The 17,501-nt window shown below is 69.0% G+C and carries 15 protein-coding genes; 6 read left to right on the top strand and 9 right to left on the bottom strand.

The window, feature by feature from the left end; genetic code table 11:
• Both ACYUD3_RS18980 and ACYUD3_RS18975 read right to left on the bottom strand, forming a co-directional pair.
• Entirely contained in the window at nt 1-2,529 is a 2,529-nt protein-coding gene (locus ACYUD3_RS18980) for a hypothetical protein (protein ID WP_470971273.1), read from the bottom strand.
• Nucleotides 2,526-2,918, bottom strand: a complete 393-nt coding sequence (locus tag ACYUD3_RS18975; protein ID WP_470971270.1) for a DUF6507 family protein — start codon at nt 2,916-2,918, stop codon at nt 2,526-2,528. Before ACYUD3_RS18975 ends, ACYUD3_RS18980 begins: the two co-directional genes overlap by 4 nt.
• Before the next feature lie 440 nt (nt 2,919-3,358).
• Between ACYUD3_RS18975 and ACYUD3_RS18970 the strand changes: the two genes are divergently transcribed.
• Complete coding sequence (locus ACYUD3_RS18970; protein ID WP_470971268.1) at nt 3,359-3,739, top strand: hypothetical protein; 381 nt, start codon at nt 3,359-3,361, stop codon at nt 3,737-3,739.
• A gap of 334 nt (nt 3,740-4,073) precedes the next feature.
• On the opposite strand, the gene ACYUD3_RS18965 is transcribed toward ACYUD3_RS18970, so the two are convergent.
• The 3 genes from ACYUD3_RS18965 to ACYUD3_RS18955 all read right to left on the bottom strand — a co-directional run bounded on the left by ACYUD3_RS18965 (nt 4,074) and on the right by ACYUD3_RS18955 (nt 9,297).
• On the bottom strand, nt 4,074-4,220 hold the full coding sequence (locus tag ACYUD3_RS18965) for a hypothetical protein (RefSeq protein ID WP_470971265.1): 147 nt from the start codon (nt 4,218-4,220) through the stop codon (nt 4,074-4,076).
• A 730-nt stretch (nt 4,221-4,950) separates the two neighbouring features.
• Nucleotides 4,951-5,316 (bottom strand): hypothetical protein, encoded by a 366-nt coding sequence (locus ACYUD3_RS18960; protein WP_470971264.1) that lies wholly within the window; start codon nt 5,314-5,316, stop codon nt 4,951-4,953.
• Nucleotides 5,317-9,297, bottom strand: coding sequence for a polymorphic toxin-type HINT domain-containing protein (locus ACYUD3_RS18955; RefSeq protein ID WP_470971262.1), 3,981 nt, complete (start codon nt 9,295-9,297; stop codon nt 5,317-5,319).
• A gap of 260 nt (nt 9,298-9,557) precedes the next feature.
• Here ACYUD3_RS18955 and ACYUD3_RS18950 point away from each other — a divergent pair, with 260 nt between their 5' ends.
• The 3 genes from ACYUD3_RS18950 to ACYUD3_RS18940 all read left to right on the top strand — a co-directional run bounded on the left by ACYUD3_RS18950 (nt 9,558) and on the right by ACYUD3_RS18940 (nt 13,358).
• Complete coding sequence (locus ACYUD3_RS18950; protein ID WP_470971259.1) at nt 9,558-10,046, top strand: hypothetical protein; 489 nt, start codon at nt 9,558-9,560, stop codon at nt 10,044-10,046.
• A 133-nt stretch (nt 10,047-10,179) separates the two neighbouring features.
• Entirely contained in the window at nt 10,180-11,841 is a 1,662-nt protein-coding gene (locus ACYUD3_RS18945) for a S1 family peptidase (protein ID WP_470971257.1), read from the top strand.
• Nucleotides 11,842-12,149: 308 nt separating this feature from the next.
• The gene (locus tag ACYUD3_RS18940) at nt 12,150-13,358 is read left to right on the top strand and encodes an acyltransferase family protein (RefSeq protein WP_470971255.1); all 1,209 of its coding nucleotides are present in this window, start codon (nt 12,150-12,152) and stop codon (nt 13,356-13,358) included.
• An 810-nt stretch (nt 13,359-14,168) separates the two neighbouring features.
• On the opposite strand, the gene ACYUD3_RS18935 is transcribed toward ACYUD3_RS18940, so the two are convergent.
• Entirely contained in the window at nt 14,169-14,873 is a 705-nt protein-coding gene (locus tag ACYUD3_RS18935) for a hypothetical protein (protein WP_470971252.1), read from the bottom strand.
• Nucleotides 14,874-14,875: 2 nt separating this feature from the next.
• A complete protein-coding gene (locus tag ACYUD3_RS18930) occupies nt 14,876-15,088 on the bottom strand; it encodes a hypothetical protein (RefSeq protein ID WP_470971250.1) in 213 nt (70 codons plus the stop codon).
• Between the two features lie 161 nt (nt 15,089-15,249).
• Between ACYUD3_RS18930 and ACYUD3_RS18925 the strand changes: the two genes are divergently transcribed.
• Both ACYUD3_RS18925 and ACYUD3_RS18920 read left to right on the top strand, forming a co-directional pair.
• Nucleotides 15,250-15,612, top strand: a complete 363-nt coding sequence (locus tag ACYUD3_RS18925) for a hypothetical protein (protein ID WP_470971248.1) — start codon at nt 15,250-15,252, stop codon at nt 15,610-15,612.
• 381 nt (nt 15,613-15,993) lie between these two features.
• Nucleotides 15,994-16,128, top strand: coding sequence for a hypothetical protein (locus ACYUD3_RS18920; protein WP_470971245.1), 135 nt, complete (start codon nt 15,994-15,996; stop codon nt 16,126-16,128).
• Between the two features lie 353 nt (nt 16,129-16,481).
• Here the strand turns inward: ACYUD3_RS18920 and ACYUD3_RS18915 are convergent, their stop codons facing one another.
• On the bottom strand, nt 16,482-16,667 hold the full coding sequence (locus ACYUD3_RS18915; RefSeq protein ID WP_470971243.1) for a DUF1059 domain-containing protein: 186 nt from the start codon (nt 16,665-16,667) through the stop codon (nt 16,482-16,484).
• 191 nt (nt 16,668-16,858) lie between these two features.
• Nucleotides 16,859-17,248, bottom strand: a complete 390-nt coding sequence (locus tag ACYUD3_RS18910; protein WP_470971241.1) for a hypothetical protein — start codon at nt 17,246-17,248, stop codon at nt 16,859-16,861.
• Nucleotides 17,249-17,501: the final 253 nt, after the last annotated feature.

Below are 17,501 nucleotides of genomic sequence, written 5' to 3'. Positions count from 1 at the left end.
TCACCCGATGTCGAACTTGTCCATGACGTAGCCAGTGTAGTGGCCCGTGTTCTTGCTGCCCTTGACGACGACGTAGTCCAACTTTCCGTCCGCCAAAGCCTCTTCGAGCTCATCGGCCAGCTCCAGTTCGCGCGGATTCTTCTTCCCGCGTCTGCGCATTTCCCGGAGGATGTCGTTGAAGTACTGACGGGTTCCCTGGGAGACTCTTCGCCCGTCCGGGAGATTTCGGGCACCCAGTCTGGTGGTGACGCTGCTCTTCGCCTCGACCACCACCATCCTGCCGTCCGGATGGCGCCACACCTGGTCGAACTGGTCGTTTCCGTTCTTCGGTCCGTCCAATTCCATGCGCTCGTATCCCGAATAGTGTTCGGGGATCACATGGTGTTCGGCGATGGCTTCGCCGTAGGCCTCCGCGGACTCTCCCATCTGGCGGTGCAGAGGCTTGTGCGCCTGGTCGGCAGCCGCCACGGCGTCGCGGTTCTCCGGGGTGTCGTGCTGCTCCAGCGCTTCTTTGGCGGCCTTGAGGTGGTCCTCGGCCGCCTTGTCGGCGGCTATGGCCTGATGGCGGGCGTGCGAAGCGTCGTCAAGCGTGTCGATGGCATGCGCCGCGACCGTTCCGCGAGTGCCTTCCACGCCCTTCGTCAGGTAGTCCGGCGGGATCGGGTCCGGCGCCTCGGCCACAGAGACCCAGGGGCCGTTCGGGTCGGGCCTGACCAGTTGGGGAGGTATGAGACCGGTCTCGTCCGGCACGAGAAGCTTGCGGTTGCCGTTCTTCTTGTAGAAGTCCTGGAAGTACTGCGGGTCGTTGTTGGCCCGCTCCACCTGCTCGCGCGCGATGCGCTCGTGCTCGGCCTGCGTGTAGTGGTGCGCGGAGTCTCCGCCGGAGCCGGACCCGCCTTCTCCGCGTTCCCCGGGCAGTCCGTCTCCCCGGCCGGAGCCGGCACCGGGAGCCGGGCCTATCGCCGATCCGCGAGCGTGGGCGATGTCGTCCAGCGAAAGGGAAGAAGAAACGGGATGCCCGTGGCCGGAACCTTGGGCGTGGGAGCCGGACTGCCCAGCGGCCTCGGCGGAGTTGGTCCCGGCATGCGCGGCGACGAGTTCCCCCTCGTGTACCGCTCCGGTGGGAGTCGTGGTGCCGGGGTCGGCCGTCGTCCGCCGGCCGGCGGGGAGCTCCTGGGTGGCGTCCTCGATGCGCTGGTAGATCGTTCCGTCGGGGTTGAGGAGATGGCCGGTCGTGGTGTCGAGGTAGACGGTCCGGCCGAGTTCGTCGGTGCCCGCGATGGCGTCCGGGGGAATGGCCGCGGGACGTTGCGGCAGGTCGGCGCCGGCCTCGTGGGCGGTGAAGGAGCCGCCGTCGGCGAAGTGGACGGTGGTCGGAGTGCCGTGCAGGTTCTTGAGCGCGGTGAAGACGTCGCCGACCTTGGCGACGGTGAAGGAGCCCGCCTTGCCGATGTAGGTCAGCGGATCGCTGAGCCGTGCGGCCTTGCCCAGGCCGGCCAGGACGCGGGCACCGGCCCCGCCCCGGGCTGCGACGCCCGCTTCCGCGCCGACGACGAGGGTGAGGGCGTTGAAGCCGAAGGTGCCGGCGGCGCGGGCGGGGTTGTCCTCCCAGTCGTCGTAGCCGACGAAGCCCTTGAAGAGGTTGTCGAAGGCTTCCTTCTGGCGCTTCTCCGTGGGGCTTTTCTCAGCAGGGCCGAGAGTGTGGTCCAAGACCCAGTCGTAAGGGGTCATGAGGTACTGGCTGAGGCCGCCGGCCGCGTCGGCGAGGCCTTTCCACGCCTGCCCGGCCTGGTCCAGGCCCTTGCCGCCGAACATGGTGAAAAGCCCGTCGACGGTGCCGACGAACCCGTTGATGACGAAACCGTCCCAGACCAGGCTCTTGGCCTGGTGCAGGAGCCACTCCACACCCGTGTACTCGCGCTGGACCGGCGAGCCCCACGGCGTCTTCTCCGCGTGCTCCCACGCGTCCGCGCTGTAGCCGTTGAACGCCGCGTTCTTGGGGATCAGGCCTTTGTCGCCGGTCGGGTTGAGCATGTAGTGGTGGCCGCCGACCAGAGCGCTGATCTTGTTGGCGCAGTCGTTCTGCGCGGTGGCGAAGTCCTCCAGCGCCGCGGCCAGGTCGGCTCGCAGCCCGGCGTTCTCGTCGACCTTGCCGGCGTCCTCGTGCCAGTCGTCGTCGCCCGCCACGCTCGCCGCGAACGTGCCGGCCTGGGCGCGGACGCGCTCGATGCGCTGCACGATCGGGCGGGCTGCGGTGGCGTACTCCGCCAACGCCGTGGCCACGGTGAACAGTTCGTCCTTGAGGGTGTCGGCCCTGGCCGGGATCGTATGCGTGGAGGAGAAGAGCTTCTCCGCCTCCGGGGCCTGGTAGAACGCGGCCAGGCCCTGGAAGGTGGAGTGCACTCCGTGTCCGTGCTCCGCCAGGTTCCCGGCCGCCGTGTGCACGCCGGTGGCGCTCTTCTCGACCTCGTCCAGGTTGCCGGTGAAGTGCGGTATGCCTGCCGGGTCGATCGCCCCGCCGGTCGTCACCGGTCCGCCTGCTTCTTCATCGCTTTGAGGAACTCGGCGATGTCCGGCGCCTTCGCCGCCTGCGCCTGCGCGTTCTCCGCCATCTCGATGCTGCCGTTCACGTACGCCTGGGTCGCCGCCGCGGCACCCTGCGTCGAACTCCAGGTACGGGCCGCCAGATACAGCAGGCTGTCCTCACGCGCCGCGAAATACTCGCCCAGCGCCGCCGCCACCGCTCCCTGCCCGGGAACGTAGGGTCCGTACCCCTGCGCGAGACCGCCCGCCGACATGGCCGCGGTCCGCACGTGCTCACTGAGCTTCTCGCCGGCCTTCGCCAGCTCTTCGGCCTGATCACCGGTACGGCTCAGCACTCCGTACACTCCGGCCGGGTCTATGTCCCACGCCGTCACCGCGTCCCCCCCGTCCCCGTCAGGGCCGACGCGTGTTCGAGGAGTCCTCGGAACGGCGGCGTCCTGTCCACGCGCAGCCCGCATGGGTTGGACGATCGCCCGCGCGCTCAAAACCCTCCGCAGCCCTCATCGCGGCTGCGGAGGGCGAGGTCGGCCCATTGCTTGTCGAACATGCTCTCCCATCGGGAGTTGGGCCCGCAATGTCGTAAGGCTGTGGGGTGGCTTGATTCACATGATCTAACCTGGGCGTCGGCCGTTCCCACTCGGGCACTCGCGCGACCTGCGAGAGCAGGCGGGGCCCTGGCGTGAACGTCCGGAAGTACGCGATTATGGCTGCGAGTTCCGGATCTGGAGCTCGCAGCCAGCGGCCTCGGCCATGCCGTAGGCGCTGTCGACGGCGGCGTACCCCGGAGCAGTGCGATGCCGAAGGAGTACGACGGGTGTCTCTGCTCAGCACCGGTCCTGCCGCGTTCCCTGCCGAACTCCCTGCCGATCCGTACGAGTCGGCGGTCATCGCGGCCCACGACTGGGTGGACGGCAGCCGGGCGTACTACTGGATGCTGACCTTCCCGGACCACCATCGGCTCGCGGCTCTCGCCAGGCGTTGCCAGGAGGAACTGGCGCCGCTCGGTTTCGCCCCCGTACCGCTGGACGGACTGAACATCGCCCTCACCCGCGCTGGAACACCGGACGACGTCTCCTCCGGCCGGATCGACCGCCTGGCGGACGAAGCCGAGGCGTCACCGCCCGCCGCGTTCTCTGTACGTGCCATGCCGCTGGCCGGTTCCCGAGGCGCTGTCCGCCTGTCCCTCGAACCCTGAGGACGGCTGCTTGGGCTGCACCATGCGTTGTTCGAAGCGGGCGGTGCAGTTGGCCTGGCTCCGCAGAGACCGACGTCTGTCTTTCGGCCTCATCTGAGCCTTGCGTACAGACAACTGCCGTCGGCCCGCTGTCCCTGTCGTACGGACGGTCTCAGGCCTGCGGACTCTCCCGACTGTCGAACTCTCCGTGGCCGACGTCCAGTTGGTCGAGCTTCGCCGCGAAGGGTGGGCATACCGCTGGGAGGTACGGAGGAGTGTCCCGCTCAGTTAGCCCACTGGCGTCCAGAAGTAGAACCGCGACGACTTCCTTGCCGATCGGGGTCGGCTGGGTAGGTCATCTGGAGGTCAGCTTCTCGACCAGCAACAGGCCGAGTCCATTGCCCTTCAGCTCGGCCGGCGCGATCTTCGCCGACCGCGCCTGCACCCGGGACACGTCCCGTCCCGTGTCATGAACCCACAGCACCGCTACGTCACGGTGCACTTCCGCACCTATGTAGTTCGGTCTCCGACCGTGCGTTTGACCGGGCTGCTCATGAGTTCCGAGACCACCAGAACGGCGTCTTTGACCTGCTTCGGGCAGGCGCACCCTGACCTACATGTCTGCGTGCCAGGCCAGAGGGCTTGGGACAGCCGGCCAGTTTCACCGAATAATGCTGTACTCGCGTCTACTCGCGGAGGCGTTCTGTCTGCCGCCGGTCCTTTAGCGTCTGCCCGCCATTTCACTCACCGCCGGACGGCGGACGAACGGCGTGCTGACGGTGTACCGCCGCCGTCCGCTCTTGACGAGGCTCTTCACCGAGGAGCCGGTCCCGCTTCGACTGCTTTCTTCGGATGCTCCGAATCCTTCTTCCTCATGGGACCCAGTCAGTTGGAGAGGGGGCTGGCCACTTTGTGCGCGGGGTGAGAGAGCGGGAACTGGCGGGCCCGTCCGGCGTGACTTGTGCCTTCGTGTAGCGGCGGAGCAGGAACTGCTCCGTGAGCGGCTGCACCTGGACCGCCCCACCGACGGGTCATGGGCCAAGGCCGTCATCAAGCGCACCGGGTTACGGGGCATGCCCGCTCTTGTTTGCAGGTCCTGTCTTGTATCCAGATATGCCGGAGTCCCTGTGGCGACGTTCAGTGCCACAGGGACTCCGGCTTTTCATCCGAAGAATCTTGCCGATTATCGGAGAAATCCTCTAAATGCCCGAGAGGTTAGATAGGGCAAATTTCTATGTCACAATTACTTGATCGGCTTCGGGTAGTGAGGTAGGGGGCTGGTCGGCGTACCAGGCGTATTCGAGGCCAGATAGCATTCCTGAATCGATCCACAAGATGATTTCTCCGACAGGCTCGCCTTCTTTGTCGAAAACGATGGAGGTCACCGGCGCGATTCCAGTGGGAATGGGGGCGTGAGGGGCAGGGGCCTCGACATGCAGATCGACGCTTACAGAGTCCCTTCCCCAGTGTGCAACCACCTGGGTGAGATCGACCTGGCGCCGAAGTTCTGGCGATCCCGGAAAATCCGCTTGCAGGATCTTTTCCACCACTGCCCGCTCTTCAGTTGTCAGCCGACGTGGCTCAACAGGTACTTTCACTTAATTTCCTCCTGTGAACTTGTCGGCAATGAATGCTGTTCCGATTCTTGGAACGTCATTGACCACGGCTCCCCTGATGGTCACACTCTCGCCATCTATGACTCGAACTACTTCGAACCGGCCAGCTTCTGGAAGATCGTTCGCGTTCCCCAGGCTATCTACAATTCGTCGCATTGCTTGCTGGCGGCCGCCAGATCGAGCGACCAAGTCGGCGAAGCCATGCTTCTCTGGGTCAATAATATGCTCCAGCTTTGCTGGCGTACTTGCCGACTTGTAGGTTTCATCCAGTATTTGCCGGCAGAGTGCACCGGAATTATGCACGAGGACTGGAGTTTTTCCAGCTAGTACATAATATGTGTGTAGATCATCGACTGTGAGGTTGTACGTCCGGGCCGTCTCCTCGAAAGCGCGGTTGTTCCGGACGGTGATGGTGGTGCCGTCGGGGGTGCGGAGGGTTGTTCCTGGGCTGAGGTGTTCGGTGTTGACCCAGGTTCCGGCGGAGGGGGACCAGAAGGGGTGTTCGTTGGTCGCGGTGAGGTGTTCGGTGCCGTGGCGGGTGGTGAGGGTGAGTTCGTTGAAGTGTTTGTCGTGCTCGGTGATGATCTGCCGGGTCACGGTGCGGGCGGCGGTGATTCCGGTCAGCGGGTCGGTTGCGGTGACCTGGTCACCGGCCTGGACCGATTCGATGTTCTTGGCCGAGCCGTCGGCCATGAGGACCTTGGTGCCGGCGAGGAAGCACTGGGTGCATTTCTTGGCGGCTTTGGCCGCGCGGGACGCCTCGACGATGTCCTCGACGCCTTCGGCGCCCTTCTTGAGGAGCTTGACCTTGCCGAGGGGAAGGACCCCGGCGACGGCGATGACGCATTTGCCGAGGGTGGGTTCCTTGGCGCAGTCGATGAGGTCGTTGACGCCGAGGATCTCCATGCCGCCGTTGAGCAGGAGTTTGGCGAGATCGGGGGAGGCCTCGGGGAGTTCGAGAGGCTGGCCCGCCAGCGCGCAGGGCGGGGGGTTGTCGCGGGACATGTAGGCGATGCACCGCTTGCGGTCCTTCGCCTGTTTGTCCTGCTCGCGCTGCTTCGCACGCTGTTCTTCGGCCTGCTTGCGGGCTGCGGCCTCCTCGGCCTTGCGCTTGGTCATGACGTCGGCCCAGGCGCTGGAGGCTTCGGCCTTGGCCTGGGTGGCGCTCTTGCCCGCGGCGATGGCGTCCATCTCGGCGTTGTCGGCGGCCTCGCGGGCGCTGGAGGCGGAGTCCCGCGCATACCCCGCAGACCACTCCGCCCGAGCGGCCGACTCGGCCGCAGCGGCGGCGTCCTGGTCGGCGCGGTCTGCTGCCGCGCGTGCGGTCTTCGCTGACTGGGCCGCCTGGGTGGCGCTCGTCTGGGCCTGGTCGGCGGACTTCTTGGCGTCGGCTGCGTAACCACTCGCCTGGGCGGCGCTCTTCTGGGCCTCGGCGGCTGCCTGGTCGGCCTCGGTCTTGGCGTTCTTCGCCGTCGCGGCGGCCTTGGCCGCGAGCCAGCTGTCGGCGCGGGCCGCCGCCGCGATGCCGTCCGTCTCGTCCAGCAGGCGCTGCATCTGCGCGATGTGGGTCTGGGCGAGCTTGTCCTTGCGGTCGGCCATGTACTGGCCGGTCTGGAGGAAGGTGTGCAGCTCGTCGGCCGGGCCGGTCAGGGCGGTCTTCGCGGCGGACTGGGTCTCGGGGCCGCCGTCGTTGACGAGTTTGGAGGCGAGGACGCGTTCGTCGGTGGTGCGGGCCTGGTACTGGCCGCCGTTGAGGAAGGCCTGCATCGCGCGCGGGGTGCCGTCGGCGAGGGCGGCCTTGGAGGCCTCCTTCACGGACGGGCCGCCGGTGTTGTTGATCTGGGAGACCAGGACCCGGTAGTCGGTGGCGGCCACGGTGTACTGGCCGGCGGTGTAGAAGTCCCGGATCTGCTGGTCGCTGCCCTTGAGCGCCTCGGTGGCGCCGACGCGGACGGTGTCGTACGGGCTGGTCGCGGCGAGGTCGGAGACCTGCTGGCGGATCTCGTCCGTCTCGGCCTGGGCGGCGCCGGTGCGCAGCCAGGCCAGGACCGTGGCGTCGCCGCCGGACAGGGCCTGGGCGGCGGCGTCCTGGCGCCAGGCGCCGTACTGCTTCAGCGCGCGCAGGGCCACCGCGCGGCCCTTGGCGGCGACGGCCGCGGTGTCCGCGCCGGGCTTGGCCGCCTCGGCCGCGAGGGCCGTGGTGTCCTGGCCGATGCGGACGTCCTCCAGGGCGACCTGCGCCAGCTGGGAGGTGAAGGTGTCGGCGGCGTCCTTCTGCGAACGGGCCGTCTCCATCGCCGCGTTGGTGCGGGTCAGGAGGTCCTCGGCCTCGGTCTTGCGGGTGACGTCGAAGACCTTGTGCGCGGTGGCGGCGGCAGCGGTCGCCGTGTCGGCGGCCTCCTTGGCCTTGGCCGCCTGCTTGGCCGACTCCGCGGCGGCGGTCGCGGCCTCGCCCGCGTGCTTGGCGGCCTCCTCGGCCGCGTCCGCCGCGTTCTCGGCGTGCCGGGCCGCGGAGTTCGCCGCGTCGCGGGCCGCGTAGGCGGCCGAGGCGGACTCGTCCGCGAGCGTGGCGGCGGCGCTCGCCGCGCGGTTCGCCTCACGGGCGTGCCGCCGCGTCTCGGCAGCCGCCGCAGCCGCCTCGGCGGAGTGGACACCCGCGGCGTCCGAGGCACGGCTGGCCTCGTCGGCCGCGTTCGCCGCCGCGTTCGCGTTGCTGACCGCGCTCTGCGCTGAGCGGACCGCGGCACCGGCCGCCGCCGACGCCTTCGCGGCCTGCTCGGCAGCCGCCGCAGACGCCTTGGCCAGCGCACCGGCCGCACGCGCCGACGCGGCCATGGTCTGCGCCTTCGCCGCGCTGTTCTTGTCACTCGCCGCGTCGGCGGCCGCTTTGTACGCGGCACCGGCCGCGTTCGCGGCAGCGGTCGCCGCCGCCGAGGTCTGCGCCGCCGCCAGCGCGGCGATGCGCGCCGAGCGGTTGGCCGCGTTCGCCGCGCCGATCGCGGTCTGCGCCGCGTTCGCGGCGGCCCGCGCCGCGTCGGCCGCCTGCCGCGCGTAGGCGGCCGCCTTCAGCGAGTCGTTCTTCGCCGCCGCCGTCTCCCTCGCGGCCTCCTCAGCCGCCGCCTTCGCCAGCCCCGAGGCCAGGACCGCCTTGTCCGACGCCTCCTGCGCCGCCTTCGTGGCGTCCTCCGCCTGCGCGCCGGCCTGCTTGGCCTGCTCGGTCAGCTGCGCGATCGTGGCGTGCTCCTGGTCACGGTCGCGGGCGGTGAACTGCCCGACCTCCAGGAACTCCACGACGTCGTCCGGCGTCCCCTGCAACGCGAGCTTGCCGGCCGCCTTCATCGCCGGGCCGCCCGAGTTGACCAGCTTGGAGACCGCGACCCGGTTGTCCGTCACGCGGGCCGGGTACTGGCCCTCCGCGAGGAACTTCGCCACGTCCTCCGGCGTCCCCTGCAACGCCGCCTTGCCGGCCTCCTGCACGCCGGTGCCACCGAAGTTGATGACCCGCGACGCCTCGACCCGGCGGTCCTGCTCCAGCGGAGCCTTCCAGCCGTCACGCAGGAACGCCGCCACGTCCTCGGGGCTCTTCCCCAGCGCAAGGGCGGCCTTCGCCGCCTCCCGCACCGCGGGGCCGCCCGCGTTCACGACCCGGCTGATCTCCACCCGGTCGTCGACCATCTGAAGAACGTCCACGTCGTCGAGGAACGCCCGGATCTCGGTCGGCCCACCGAGCAGCGCCTGCTCCGCCGCCTCCTTGACCCCGCTGCCTCCGGTGCGCCAGTACTCCACCACGAGCGGGCGGTTGAGCAGTATTGCCGAATCGTCGTCCACGGCTGCGGCCACCGGGGCGCCGAGAAGTCCTACGGCCAGGGCGAGCGGCAGCAGCCCGGCGACCGCGCCGCGGGCCCGTACGGACCTGGGGGCTCGGTCATGTGACGCCCGTACGGGGCGCCAACGCTTTGTCATCTCACGTCCACTTCGATAGTTCACACCCCCTCCGCGACACGTCGAACCAGTCGAGAACGTGTCAGAACGGACACTTTCTCGGCGGTGAGTGTTTGCTCGGTGAATCCCAACTCGGCCCAGCTGTGCGGAACTTGTGGGCGGTATGCAGGCTTTCGAGGGGGTGCTCTTCACGCATTTCTCAGGAGATTCTTACATATGATTAACTTTCGCCAACCCGGGGGGATGCTCCGTTTCCTCCCTGTTCATGAAGAAGGAAGCAGATGGCGATACTGCGTGCCCGTAAGGCACTTGGGCTCGGACTGTGCGGCGCCGTGGCGGCCGGTATCGGCGTGACGGCCCTGCCTCTGGGCTCCGAGGCGACGGCGGCGGACGCCAAAATGCCCTCCGCGGTCGAGGACTTCGGCTATCCGGGCGCCGACCGCGTCTACCAGGAGCGCAAGATCACCCTCAAGCAGGGCGACGGCAACGTCATGCTGGTGGACTGCGCCGAGACCTGGAACATCAAGATCGAGTCGCGTCTGGACAGCAACGGCTACTGCTTCCGCGTGACGGCGAAGACGGGTTTCCTCTCCCTCGAACTGCCCGACGCCTACGGCGTGTGGACCGAGGACCACCCGGTCTCGGCGACGCTGACCGCCGCCGGCGGCAAGACGGTCGTCAAGGTCCCGGCCGACGAGTACCAGCCGGTCGGCGAGGCCGGTAACACCGGTCTGCGCTCCGTCCTCGTCGAACTCCGCGTCACCGGCTGAACCACGCCGCACGCCCCACTTCGCGTCACCGGCTGAGCCGCACCGCGCGTCCAACTCCCCACCACAGCAACCCTGCTGCGTCCATCACGCGCTGCCGGCCTTCGGCCGCGGCCATCCGTAGGAGCACTTCTTCATGACCCGTTTCCCCGCCCGCGCAGCCGTCAGCGGCGCCATAGCCGCCGTCATGGCGACAGGCGTTCTCGTCGCCGCGCCCGCTCAGGCGCTGGACGGAACCCAGGCGGCGGACTCGTCGTACGCGTTCACCGCGAAGCTGTCCATCGGCGCCTTCAGCTCCACCGACAGCACTGCCCGCTCCTGCACCGCCACCCTCGTCAACGCGCAGTGGCTGCTGACCGCGAGCAGCTGCTTCGCCGCCGACCCCGCGGCCGGATACACGGTCGCCGCCGGGGCGCCGAAGTGGAAGACCACCGCGACCATCGGCCGCGCCGACCTCACCACCACCGCCGGACAGGTCCGCGACGTCGTCGAGCTGGTCCCGCGCGCCGACCGCGACCTGGTGCTGGCGAAGCTCGCCACCCCCGTCCGCGGCATCCTGCCGCTGCGCGCCACCGCGACCGCCCCGGCGGCGGGGGACAAGTTCACGGGCGCCGGGTACGGCCGGACGAAGAACACCTGGGTGCCCAACCTCCTGCGCACCGGCACGTTCACGGCCGGCCAGGTCACCGCCACGGGCGTGGACATCGACGGCACACCGGTGTGCAAGGGCGACACCGGCGCCCCCGTCGTCCGCGAGAAGGACGGCCTGCTGGAGCTCGCCGCCGTGACGACCGCGTCCTGGCAGGGCGGCTGCCTCGGCTCGGCCGAGACCCGCACCGGCGCCACCGCCACCCGCGTCGACGACCTCGCCGCCTGGATCAGGCAGTCCACCGCCCCGACCCTCACCCCCTGGCGCCTCCAGATGGTGACGACGGCCGGCAAGGACCTCTTCCACACCATCCGCGACAGCAACTGGGACTGGTCCGCCTTCGGGGACGTCGAGCGGGCCGCCGGCGGCATCGGGGACATCGCGGTAGCCGCCGACGCCGCGATCTCCGGCACCAACCACGTCCTCGCGCTCGGCGCGGACGGCGTGATCTACCAGGCCACCCGCAACTCCAACGGCACCTGGGTCGCCTTCCGCCCCCTCACCACCGAACTCGGCGCCCTCGCCGGCATCAAGAAGATCGCCGTCACCTCGATCGGCAGCGAACTGGGCCTGGCCGCCATCACCGCCGGCCGCGTCTACCACGCGGTCCGCGACGCCGACGGCAAGTGGAGCAAGTGGGGCGACGTCACCGCGAGCCTCGGCGCCCTGAGCGCCGCCCCGGTCGACATCACCGCCGCCCGCGTCGACACCGCCACCCACATCGGTGTCGTCACCGCCGACGGCAAGGCCTTCCACACCATCCGCAACAGCGACCGGACCTGGGAGAAGTGGGGCGAGATCACCAAGATCTCCGGCAGCCCCGCCAAGGTCGCCGGCATCGCCTTCGCCGGCACCGGCACCGACCTCCAGGCCGTCCTCACCGAACCCACCGGCGGCGTCAAGCACGTCGCCCGCGCCGCCTCCGGCGTCTGGGGCGCCTTCGGCAACCTCGCCGGCACCCTCGGCACCACCCCCGTCACCGGCGTCAGCGCCGCCGCCGTCGACAACGAGTTCCACACCGCGATCATCACCGGCGGCCGGATCAAGCACACGATGCGGCACACCAACGGCACCTGGGAGCCCGCCGACACGCCTCCCGGCGCCCCGGCCGACCCCACCTCGCTGGCGCTGACCGGCAGCTGGAACTGACCAGGCAGGCACACACGGCGCAGGCCCGCCGCGTGCAGGTGCGGCGCCGGTCCGCCGTACGAAGGCACCGGCCCGCTGTACGGAAGCACCGGTCCGCCGTACGAAGGCGCGGGTCCGCTGTACGAAGGCGCCGGCCCGCCGTACGGAGGCGGACCGGCGCCGCACCTTCCGCCACACCCGCCACTCCCGCCACACCCCCCACCTCTCCTCCACGCGCGCCGCTTCCCGCGATGCACCGCCTCCTCTCCGGACACCGGGCATCGCGCACCCCACGGCCCACAGCGCGTCCTCGGTCCCAGGACACCGCAATGCCCCGCACCCTCGAACTGACCCGCCCGACCCCGCCCAGCCCGGCCCCTCCGCCCCGCCGCCCGCGCTGGTCGCACGGCACCGTCGCCGACCTCTTCACCGGCCACACCAACAGCCTCGGCATCATCCGGCTCGCCCTCGCCACCGCCGTCGTGATCTCCCACGCCCGCGTCCTGGGCTACGGCGGCAAGGAATACGGCCACCACTTCACCGGCGGCCAGACCGACCTCGGCAAACTCGCCGTCTACGGCTTCTTCGTCCTCTCCGGCATCCTCGTCACCCGCAGCGGCACCCGCCTCCCCACCGGCCGCTTCCTCTGGCACCGCGCCCTGCGCATCCTGCCCGGCTACTGGGTCTGCATAGCCCTGACCGCCCTGGTCGCCGCCCCGCTGCTGTACGGCCACGTCCACGCCACCCTCGACGGCCTCCACCCCCTCGGCTACCTCAAGGCCAACTGGGCCATCACCACCCGCGAGTACGACATCTCCGGCCTCATGACCCACCAGCGCGCCGCCGGAACCGTCCACGCCCCCGCCTTCAACGGCTCCCTGTGGACCCTGCGCTACGAAGCCCTCTGCTACGCCGGCGTCGCCCTCCTCGCCGTCACCGGCATCCTCACCCGCGCCCGCCGCGCCGTCCTGCTCATCACGGCGTTCCTGGGCTGGCTCATCGTCCGCCAGGCGATCGCCACCCCCTTCTGGACCGGCCCCTCCGACGCCCGCTACCTCCACGTCCTCGACCTCCCCCCGATCGGCGAGGTCACCCCGGCCTGGCTGCTCTACCTCGGCTTCGCCTTCTGCCTCGGCGCGCTGATCGAGCTGTACAAGGAACACGTCCCCGTCAGCGACCCCCTCGGCGCGACCGCCCTCGCGGTCCTCCTCGCCACCCTCCACTACGGCCACTTCTTCGTCGCCGGCCTCCCCGCCCTCGCCTACGTCCTCCTCTGGCTCGCGATCCGCCTGCCCGCACCCTTCCGCCGCATCGGGGCGCGGGAGGACTACTCCTACGGCATCTACATCTACGGCTTCCTCGTCCAGCAGATCCTCGCGGTCTTCGGCATCCCCCGCCTGGGGATGGCCGTGTACCTGCTGCTGACCATGACGTTCACCCTTCTTCTGGCCGCCGGTTCCTGGCACTTCGTCGAGAAGCCTGCGTTGCGGTTGAAGGATCTGGGCCGCCGCCGGCCGAAGCAGACCGCGACAGCCTGAACCGAGCCTGGCGGGCGCCGTCATCCGTCCGGTTCCGATTCCTTCGGAGAGCGGCGTCGTTCAGCCGCGTGGCACCTCGACGAGTGACAGCAGTCCCCCGAGAGCCGTGACACCACGCCACGGTGCAGAGGACGAGGAGGTGGTTGCCCCGCTCGCCCAGCAGCCGCATACCGGCCCACAGCAGCAGCGGCATCGACAGCAGGCCGACCGCGCTCGCCAACGCCCCCTCCAGCCACCCCGCTCCCATCACATCGCCTCCGGTGGGCGGAGGAGTTCTCCGCCCACCGGCACAGGGTGTTCCATAACCGATAGCACACGGCCGCCGTGAGCCCCGAAATGAGTATGCCTTTGCTGGAAGGACTTCATGGATGGGGCGATGTTGTCCGGCAGCCAGTCCGTGGCACGGTTGTCGGCCTTGGAGCGGCTGGAAGGGACGATGCCGTGGATCGACTCGGTCCGGTCTCCGCACGGGTTATGGCGACGGCGGCTGTCGCGGTGCCCTGGTGGTGGAGAGGGGGGGCGAGAAGCTGGCGGCGTGCGGACGGCCGCCGTCTCGTCCCCGTGGGTGTAGTAGCGGACGCCCTCCTTCGTACCGTCCGGCTCGCCTCGACGTCCGCCGGTGTCCAGGTACCGGCCCCTGCCTCGATCAAGTCAGCCGCAGCGAACCGGACCCGCTCACGCCGATCGGGTTCGCCGGCCGCCGGCCCACCGCCATCGGGACACCTCATACCTCCGGCATGGCGTGGCCCACATCGGCCGTGGCACAAGTCTGCGTCCGAACGAGATGGTGGGTGGGGCCCGCCGTAGGGATCATTCCTGGTGGTTGAGGTTGTCTCCCACGAGGAAGGGCGGATAGCCGAAGCGTTTTCCAAGAGTGATGAAGGTGTCGTAGGCCGGTGTCTCGATCCTTACGAAGTACTCCTTCATCGCGCGCAGGAACAACCGGTAGCCGAGGTCGGCACAGACCTGGCCGGTGACCGCTTCCAGGGCGGGGACGAGGCCGGTTGCCGGGGCGCCGTACAGGCGGCCGTCCGTCACCGCGCGGTCGAGGTCGTCCGCGGCCAGTGCGACGGTCTGGAGAACGGCTTGCCGTAGTCCCTCGTCGAGTACGGGCTGTGGGGGCGCGGGGACGAAGTCCGGGGCGTCCTGGTGGACACGGGTGAGCCATGCCTCTCTCATCCGGTGCAGCCAGGCGCGGGTGTCCAGGCCGTGCTCGGCCGGGTCGAAGCAGCCGTGGACGGCCCCGAGCCAGACCGTGCGCAGGGTGTCGTCCGGGAGCGGGGAACCCGTCAGCCGGTCGATGTCCTGGCCGAGTTGTCGCGCCTTTGTCCGGTCGAACGTGTCCACCGCGGTCTCGGCCAGGCGCAGCCACAGCGCGTCCGGGCCGCCGTCCCGCAGGAAATGCCCGGCGTCCTCTGCCGAGAGGGAGTCGAGGATGCTCCGCTTCGAGGCGACCCAGGTCAGCCCGATGTCCTCGACGGAGGTGTCTTCGAAGTACGGGTCCTCCGGTGTCACGGTCAGCCTTCCAGGTATGAGGTGTAGACGACGTACTTGCCCTTGTGGGGTTTGCCCACGTACTTCAACTGGATGACGACGACGTTGGTCTCCACGTCCCAGACCTCCACGGCGTCACCCTTGCGTACCCACTTCTTCCCGATTGTCTGTGCCTGCTTGACCGTCCAGGCCGCTAACTCCTGGGCTTTGCCGGACTGGACTATCCACTGTTGCATGGCCGATTCGATGGCCTGTGCTGCGATGTTCTGGCTGGCCGAGCGCGTGGCGATGCCCTTGTCGGATTCCCTCCGCCTTCTGTGCCATCTTCTCGTCGTCCGGATTATGTGGTCCTTCAGGGTGTGGACCCCTTTTATGTCTTCTCCGCCGGGACCGGCCGGTGGCGCTCACCATCGGCGGCGCCGATTTCGCCTGCAACCCGGTCATCCCCTCGTACGACGCGTCGCGGGCCTACGAACTGTCAGTGCTGATCGTGGTGTTCAATAACTGCGCCTGTCCGTCGACGAACCTCAACTACCGCCGTTCTACCTCGGGTGGGGGTGCGGCCACCGGCGAACGGCTCGGCACTGATCTGCGCAGGGTGTCCCGACTGGCCGCGTTCACCGAGTCGTTCGAGATGTACACCGAGACGGCCGACGCCCTCACGCTCGCTCTGGAGCGTGCCTTCAAGGCTGTGACGGACGGTACGACTGCCGCCGTCGACGTCCTCGTCACCCGCGATCCTGGAGGTTTATGCTCGTGACCGCGGGTATCGCTGCCGCCCTCCTGGGGAAGGGCGGCCTTGGTCCCGAGGGCACGCGTACCATCGCCGACGTGTTTGCCTGGGCCGTCCTGATCGCTCGTGTCCCCGTTTACCTGGACCTGCCAGCTGAGGGCGTGGTCAATGGTCGGCCCGAGATCAGCGTCGAGTCGACGGCACCGGCCGCCGCCGTCCTTGACGCCGACCGTGAACCCAGCCTGGCCCTCACCGTAGCTGCCGCGAAGTCGTACGACGGGCCGGGGCGAGTGACGTCGCCGTGGTCGGCATACGCCGGATCTTCCGCACCGGCGCCATCGGCTACTCCGAGGCGTGGATCGCCGCACAGGGTCACATCGACATTGCTTTCGCCGCCGGATGCCAGGCATGGGCTACACCGGGGCCAAGGGCGCGGCCGCTGTCGTCGTACCGGCCTGCGCGCTGCTGCTCCTCGACATGGCCCCCGCAACCATCGTCCTCTGCAAGATCTGCCAGGCGAAGGCGAACGGCGCCGCTACCTAGGGAGCCGCGACCACCACTGACCCGGAGCGGACGGCGATGCCGCTGCCGCCCGGGGTGCGAAGGGTTCCGGTATGTCGCCCGCCTTCGAACTCCTCACCAGTGCGCTGGTCGGGGCGCCTGTCTTCTCGGCCTTCCGCTCTAGTGATCCGCCAGAACGCGCTGCTCATCGCCCTCGATCCGGGTGCTTTCGGGGGTCCGGACGCTTTCACCGGGGCTGTCGATGCCGCGCTGGCGGAGGAGCAGGGAGAGAGGAGGAAGCGTGGCGCGGCTTGACTGCGTACGCCGATAAGTCGGGCGTCGTGCTGCCGGTGAGGGCGGGCTGGTGAGCCCGCGGCCTCACCTCTGTACGGCCCCTAGCGGGGCGTCTCGTCCTTCAGCATTTTTCGCAGCTCCGCGCGGAGTTCGGGGCTGTCGGGGTGGCCGTGCACCGATGCGGCGTGCTCGGCGGCGGCCTGGACGACTTCCTCTTCTTCGCCGGAAATCGCCAGGCTACAGTTGGATTCGCTGGGGTAGTCCCGGCAGTCGGCGACTTTACGCATGAGTGCCTCCTCGGGAGGGTGGGTCCCTGTTCCAGGGTCTCACCGTTCCGCCTTTTCGGTCGCCTTAGGTGTGGTCGGTGACTGCTTCGCAGGCCACGAACCTCTGGTCCTCCCAGTCGAGGGCGTCGCGCATGAACAGGGCCCGTCGCTCGGCAAGTGAGAGAGGGACCGTCTCCCAGCCTCGTCGGATGTCAGCGAGGCGGGCGACCGCGTGCCGACGGCCTTCTTGTCGACCGCGTCACGGGGCATGTCGGCATCCGGGGCCTGTGGGTTGCGGATGCCGTAGGCGGCTTCGATGTCCCGTCGTGGTTGCCGGGAACGGCGAAGGCCGTCAGGCGGTTCGCCAGCTGGGCGAAGCGGATGATCGCGTACGCCATCAGCCGGCGGGTGAGCCGGATCTGCTCGGTCAGGGTGAGGCGGGTCCGCCAGGTGTTGGCGCCGCTCTGGGAGACGTGTCCCTTGACGTGATCACCGAGCCAGGCGAGGTGGACGTGTTCGATGTCGAACCGCTTGCGGTACTCGGCGAGGGGACCGGCGGCCTTGCTGCCAGTAGAGGTGCGTGTACCCGGCCTTGGGCCCACCACGCGTGTGTGACCGAGGAACATGTCCCAGCCAGTTCGATCTAGAACGCGTCGAGCGTGTTGGTTTCCACGCCGCTCGGGAGGTTGACCAGGGCGCAGCTCTTCTTGTCCGCGGGGGAGTGCTGACGGTAGACGAGTTTCTGCGCCTTGAATTCAGGCTTCGTGTCCAGGTCGGGGACTTCTGTTTTCGGGAGATGAAGTTACTTCGATGTAGCTGGAAACTATAAGTCCCGCCCTGACGGAGACGGGCCAG

This window comes from Streptomyces sp. AMJ-169 (genome assembly GCF_055597585.1).
This window is presented reverse-complemented; position numbering and strand designations above follow the sequence as displayed.

Coding starts and splice junctions, on each gene's coding strand:
- ACYUD3_RS18955 (WP_470971262.1), bottom strand. CDS start 9,297: ATGACAAAGCGTTGGCGCCCCGTACGGGCGTCACATGACCGAGCCCCC.
- ACYUD3_RS18945 (WP_470971257.1), top strand. CDS start 10,180: ATGACCCGTTTCCCCGCCCGCGCAGCCGTCAGCGGCGCCATAGCCGCC.
- ACYUD3_RS18915 (WP_470971243.1), bottom strand. CDS start 16,667: ATGCGTAAAGTCGCCGACTGCCGGGACTACCCCAGCGAATCCAACTGT.
- ACYUD3_RS18930 (WP_470971250.1), bottom strand. CDS start 15,088: ATGCAACAGTGGATAGTCCAGTCCGGCAAAGCCCAGGAGTTAGCGGCC.
- ACYUD3_RS18920 (WP_470971245.1), top strand. CDS start 15,994: ATGGGCTACACCGGGGCCAAGGGCGCGGCCGCTGTCGTCGTACCGGCC.
- ACYUD3_RS18950 (WP_470971259.1), top strand. CDS start 9,558: ATGGCGATACTGCGTGCCCGTAAGGCACTTGGGCTCGGACTGTGCGGC.
- ACYUD3_RS18940 (WP_470971255.1), top strand. CDS start 12,150: ATGCCCCGCACCCTCGAACTGACCCGCCCGACCCCGCCCAGCCCGGCC.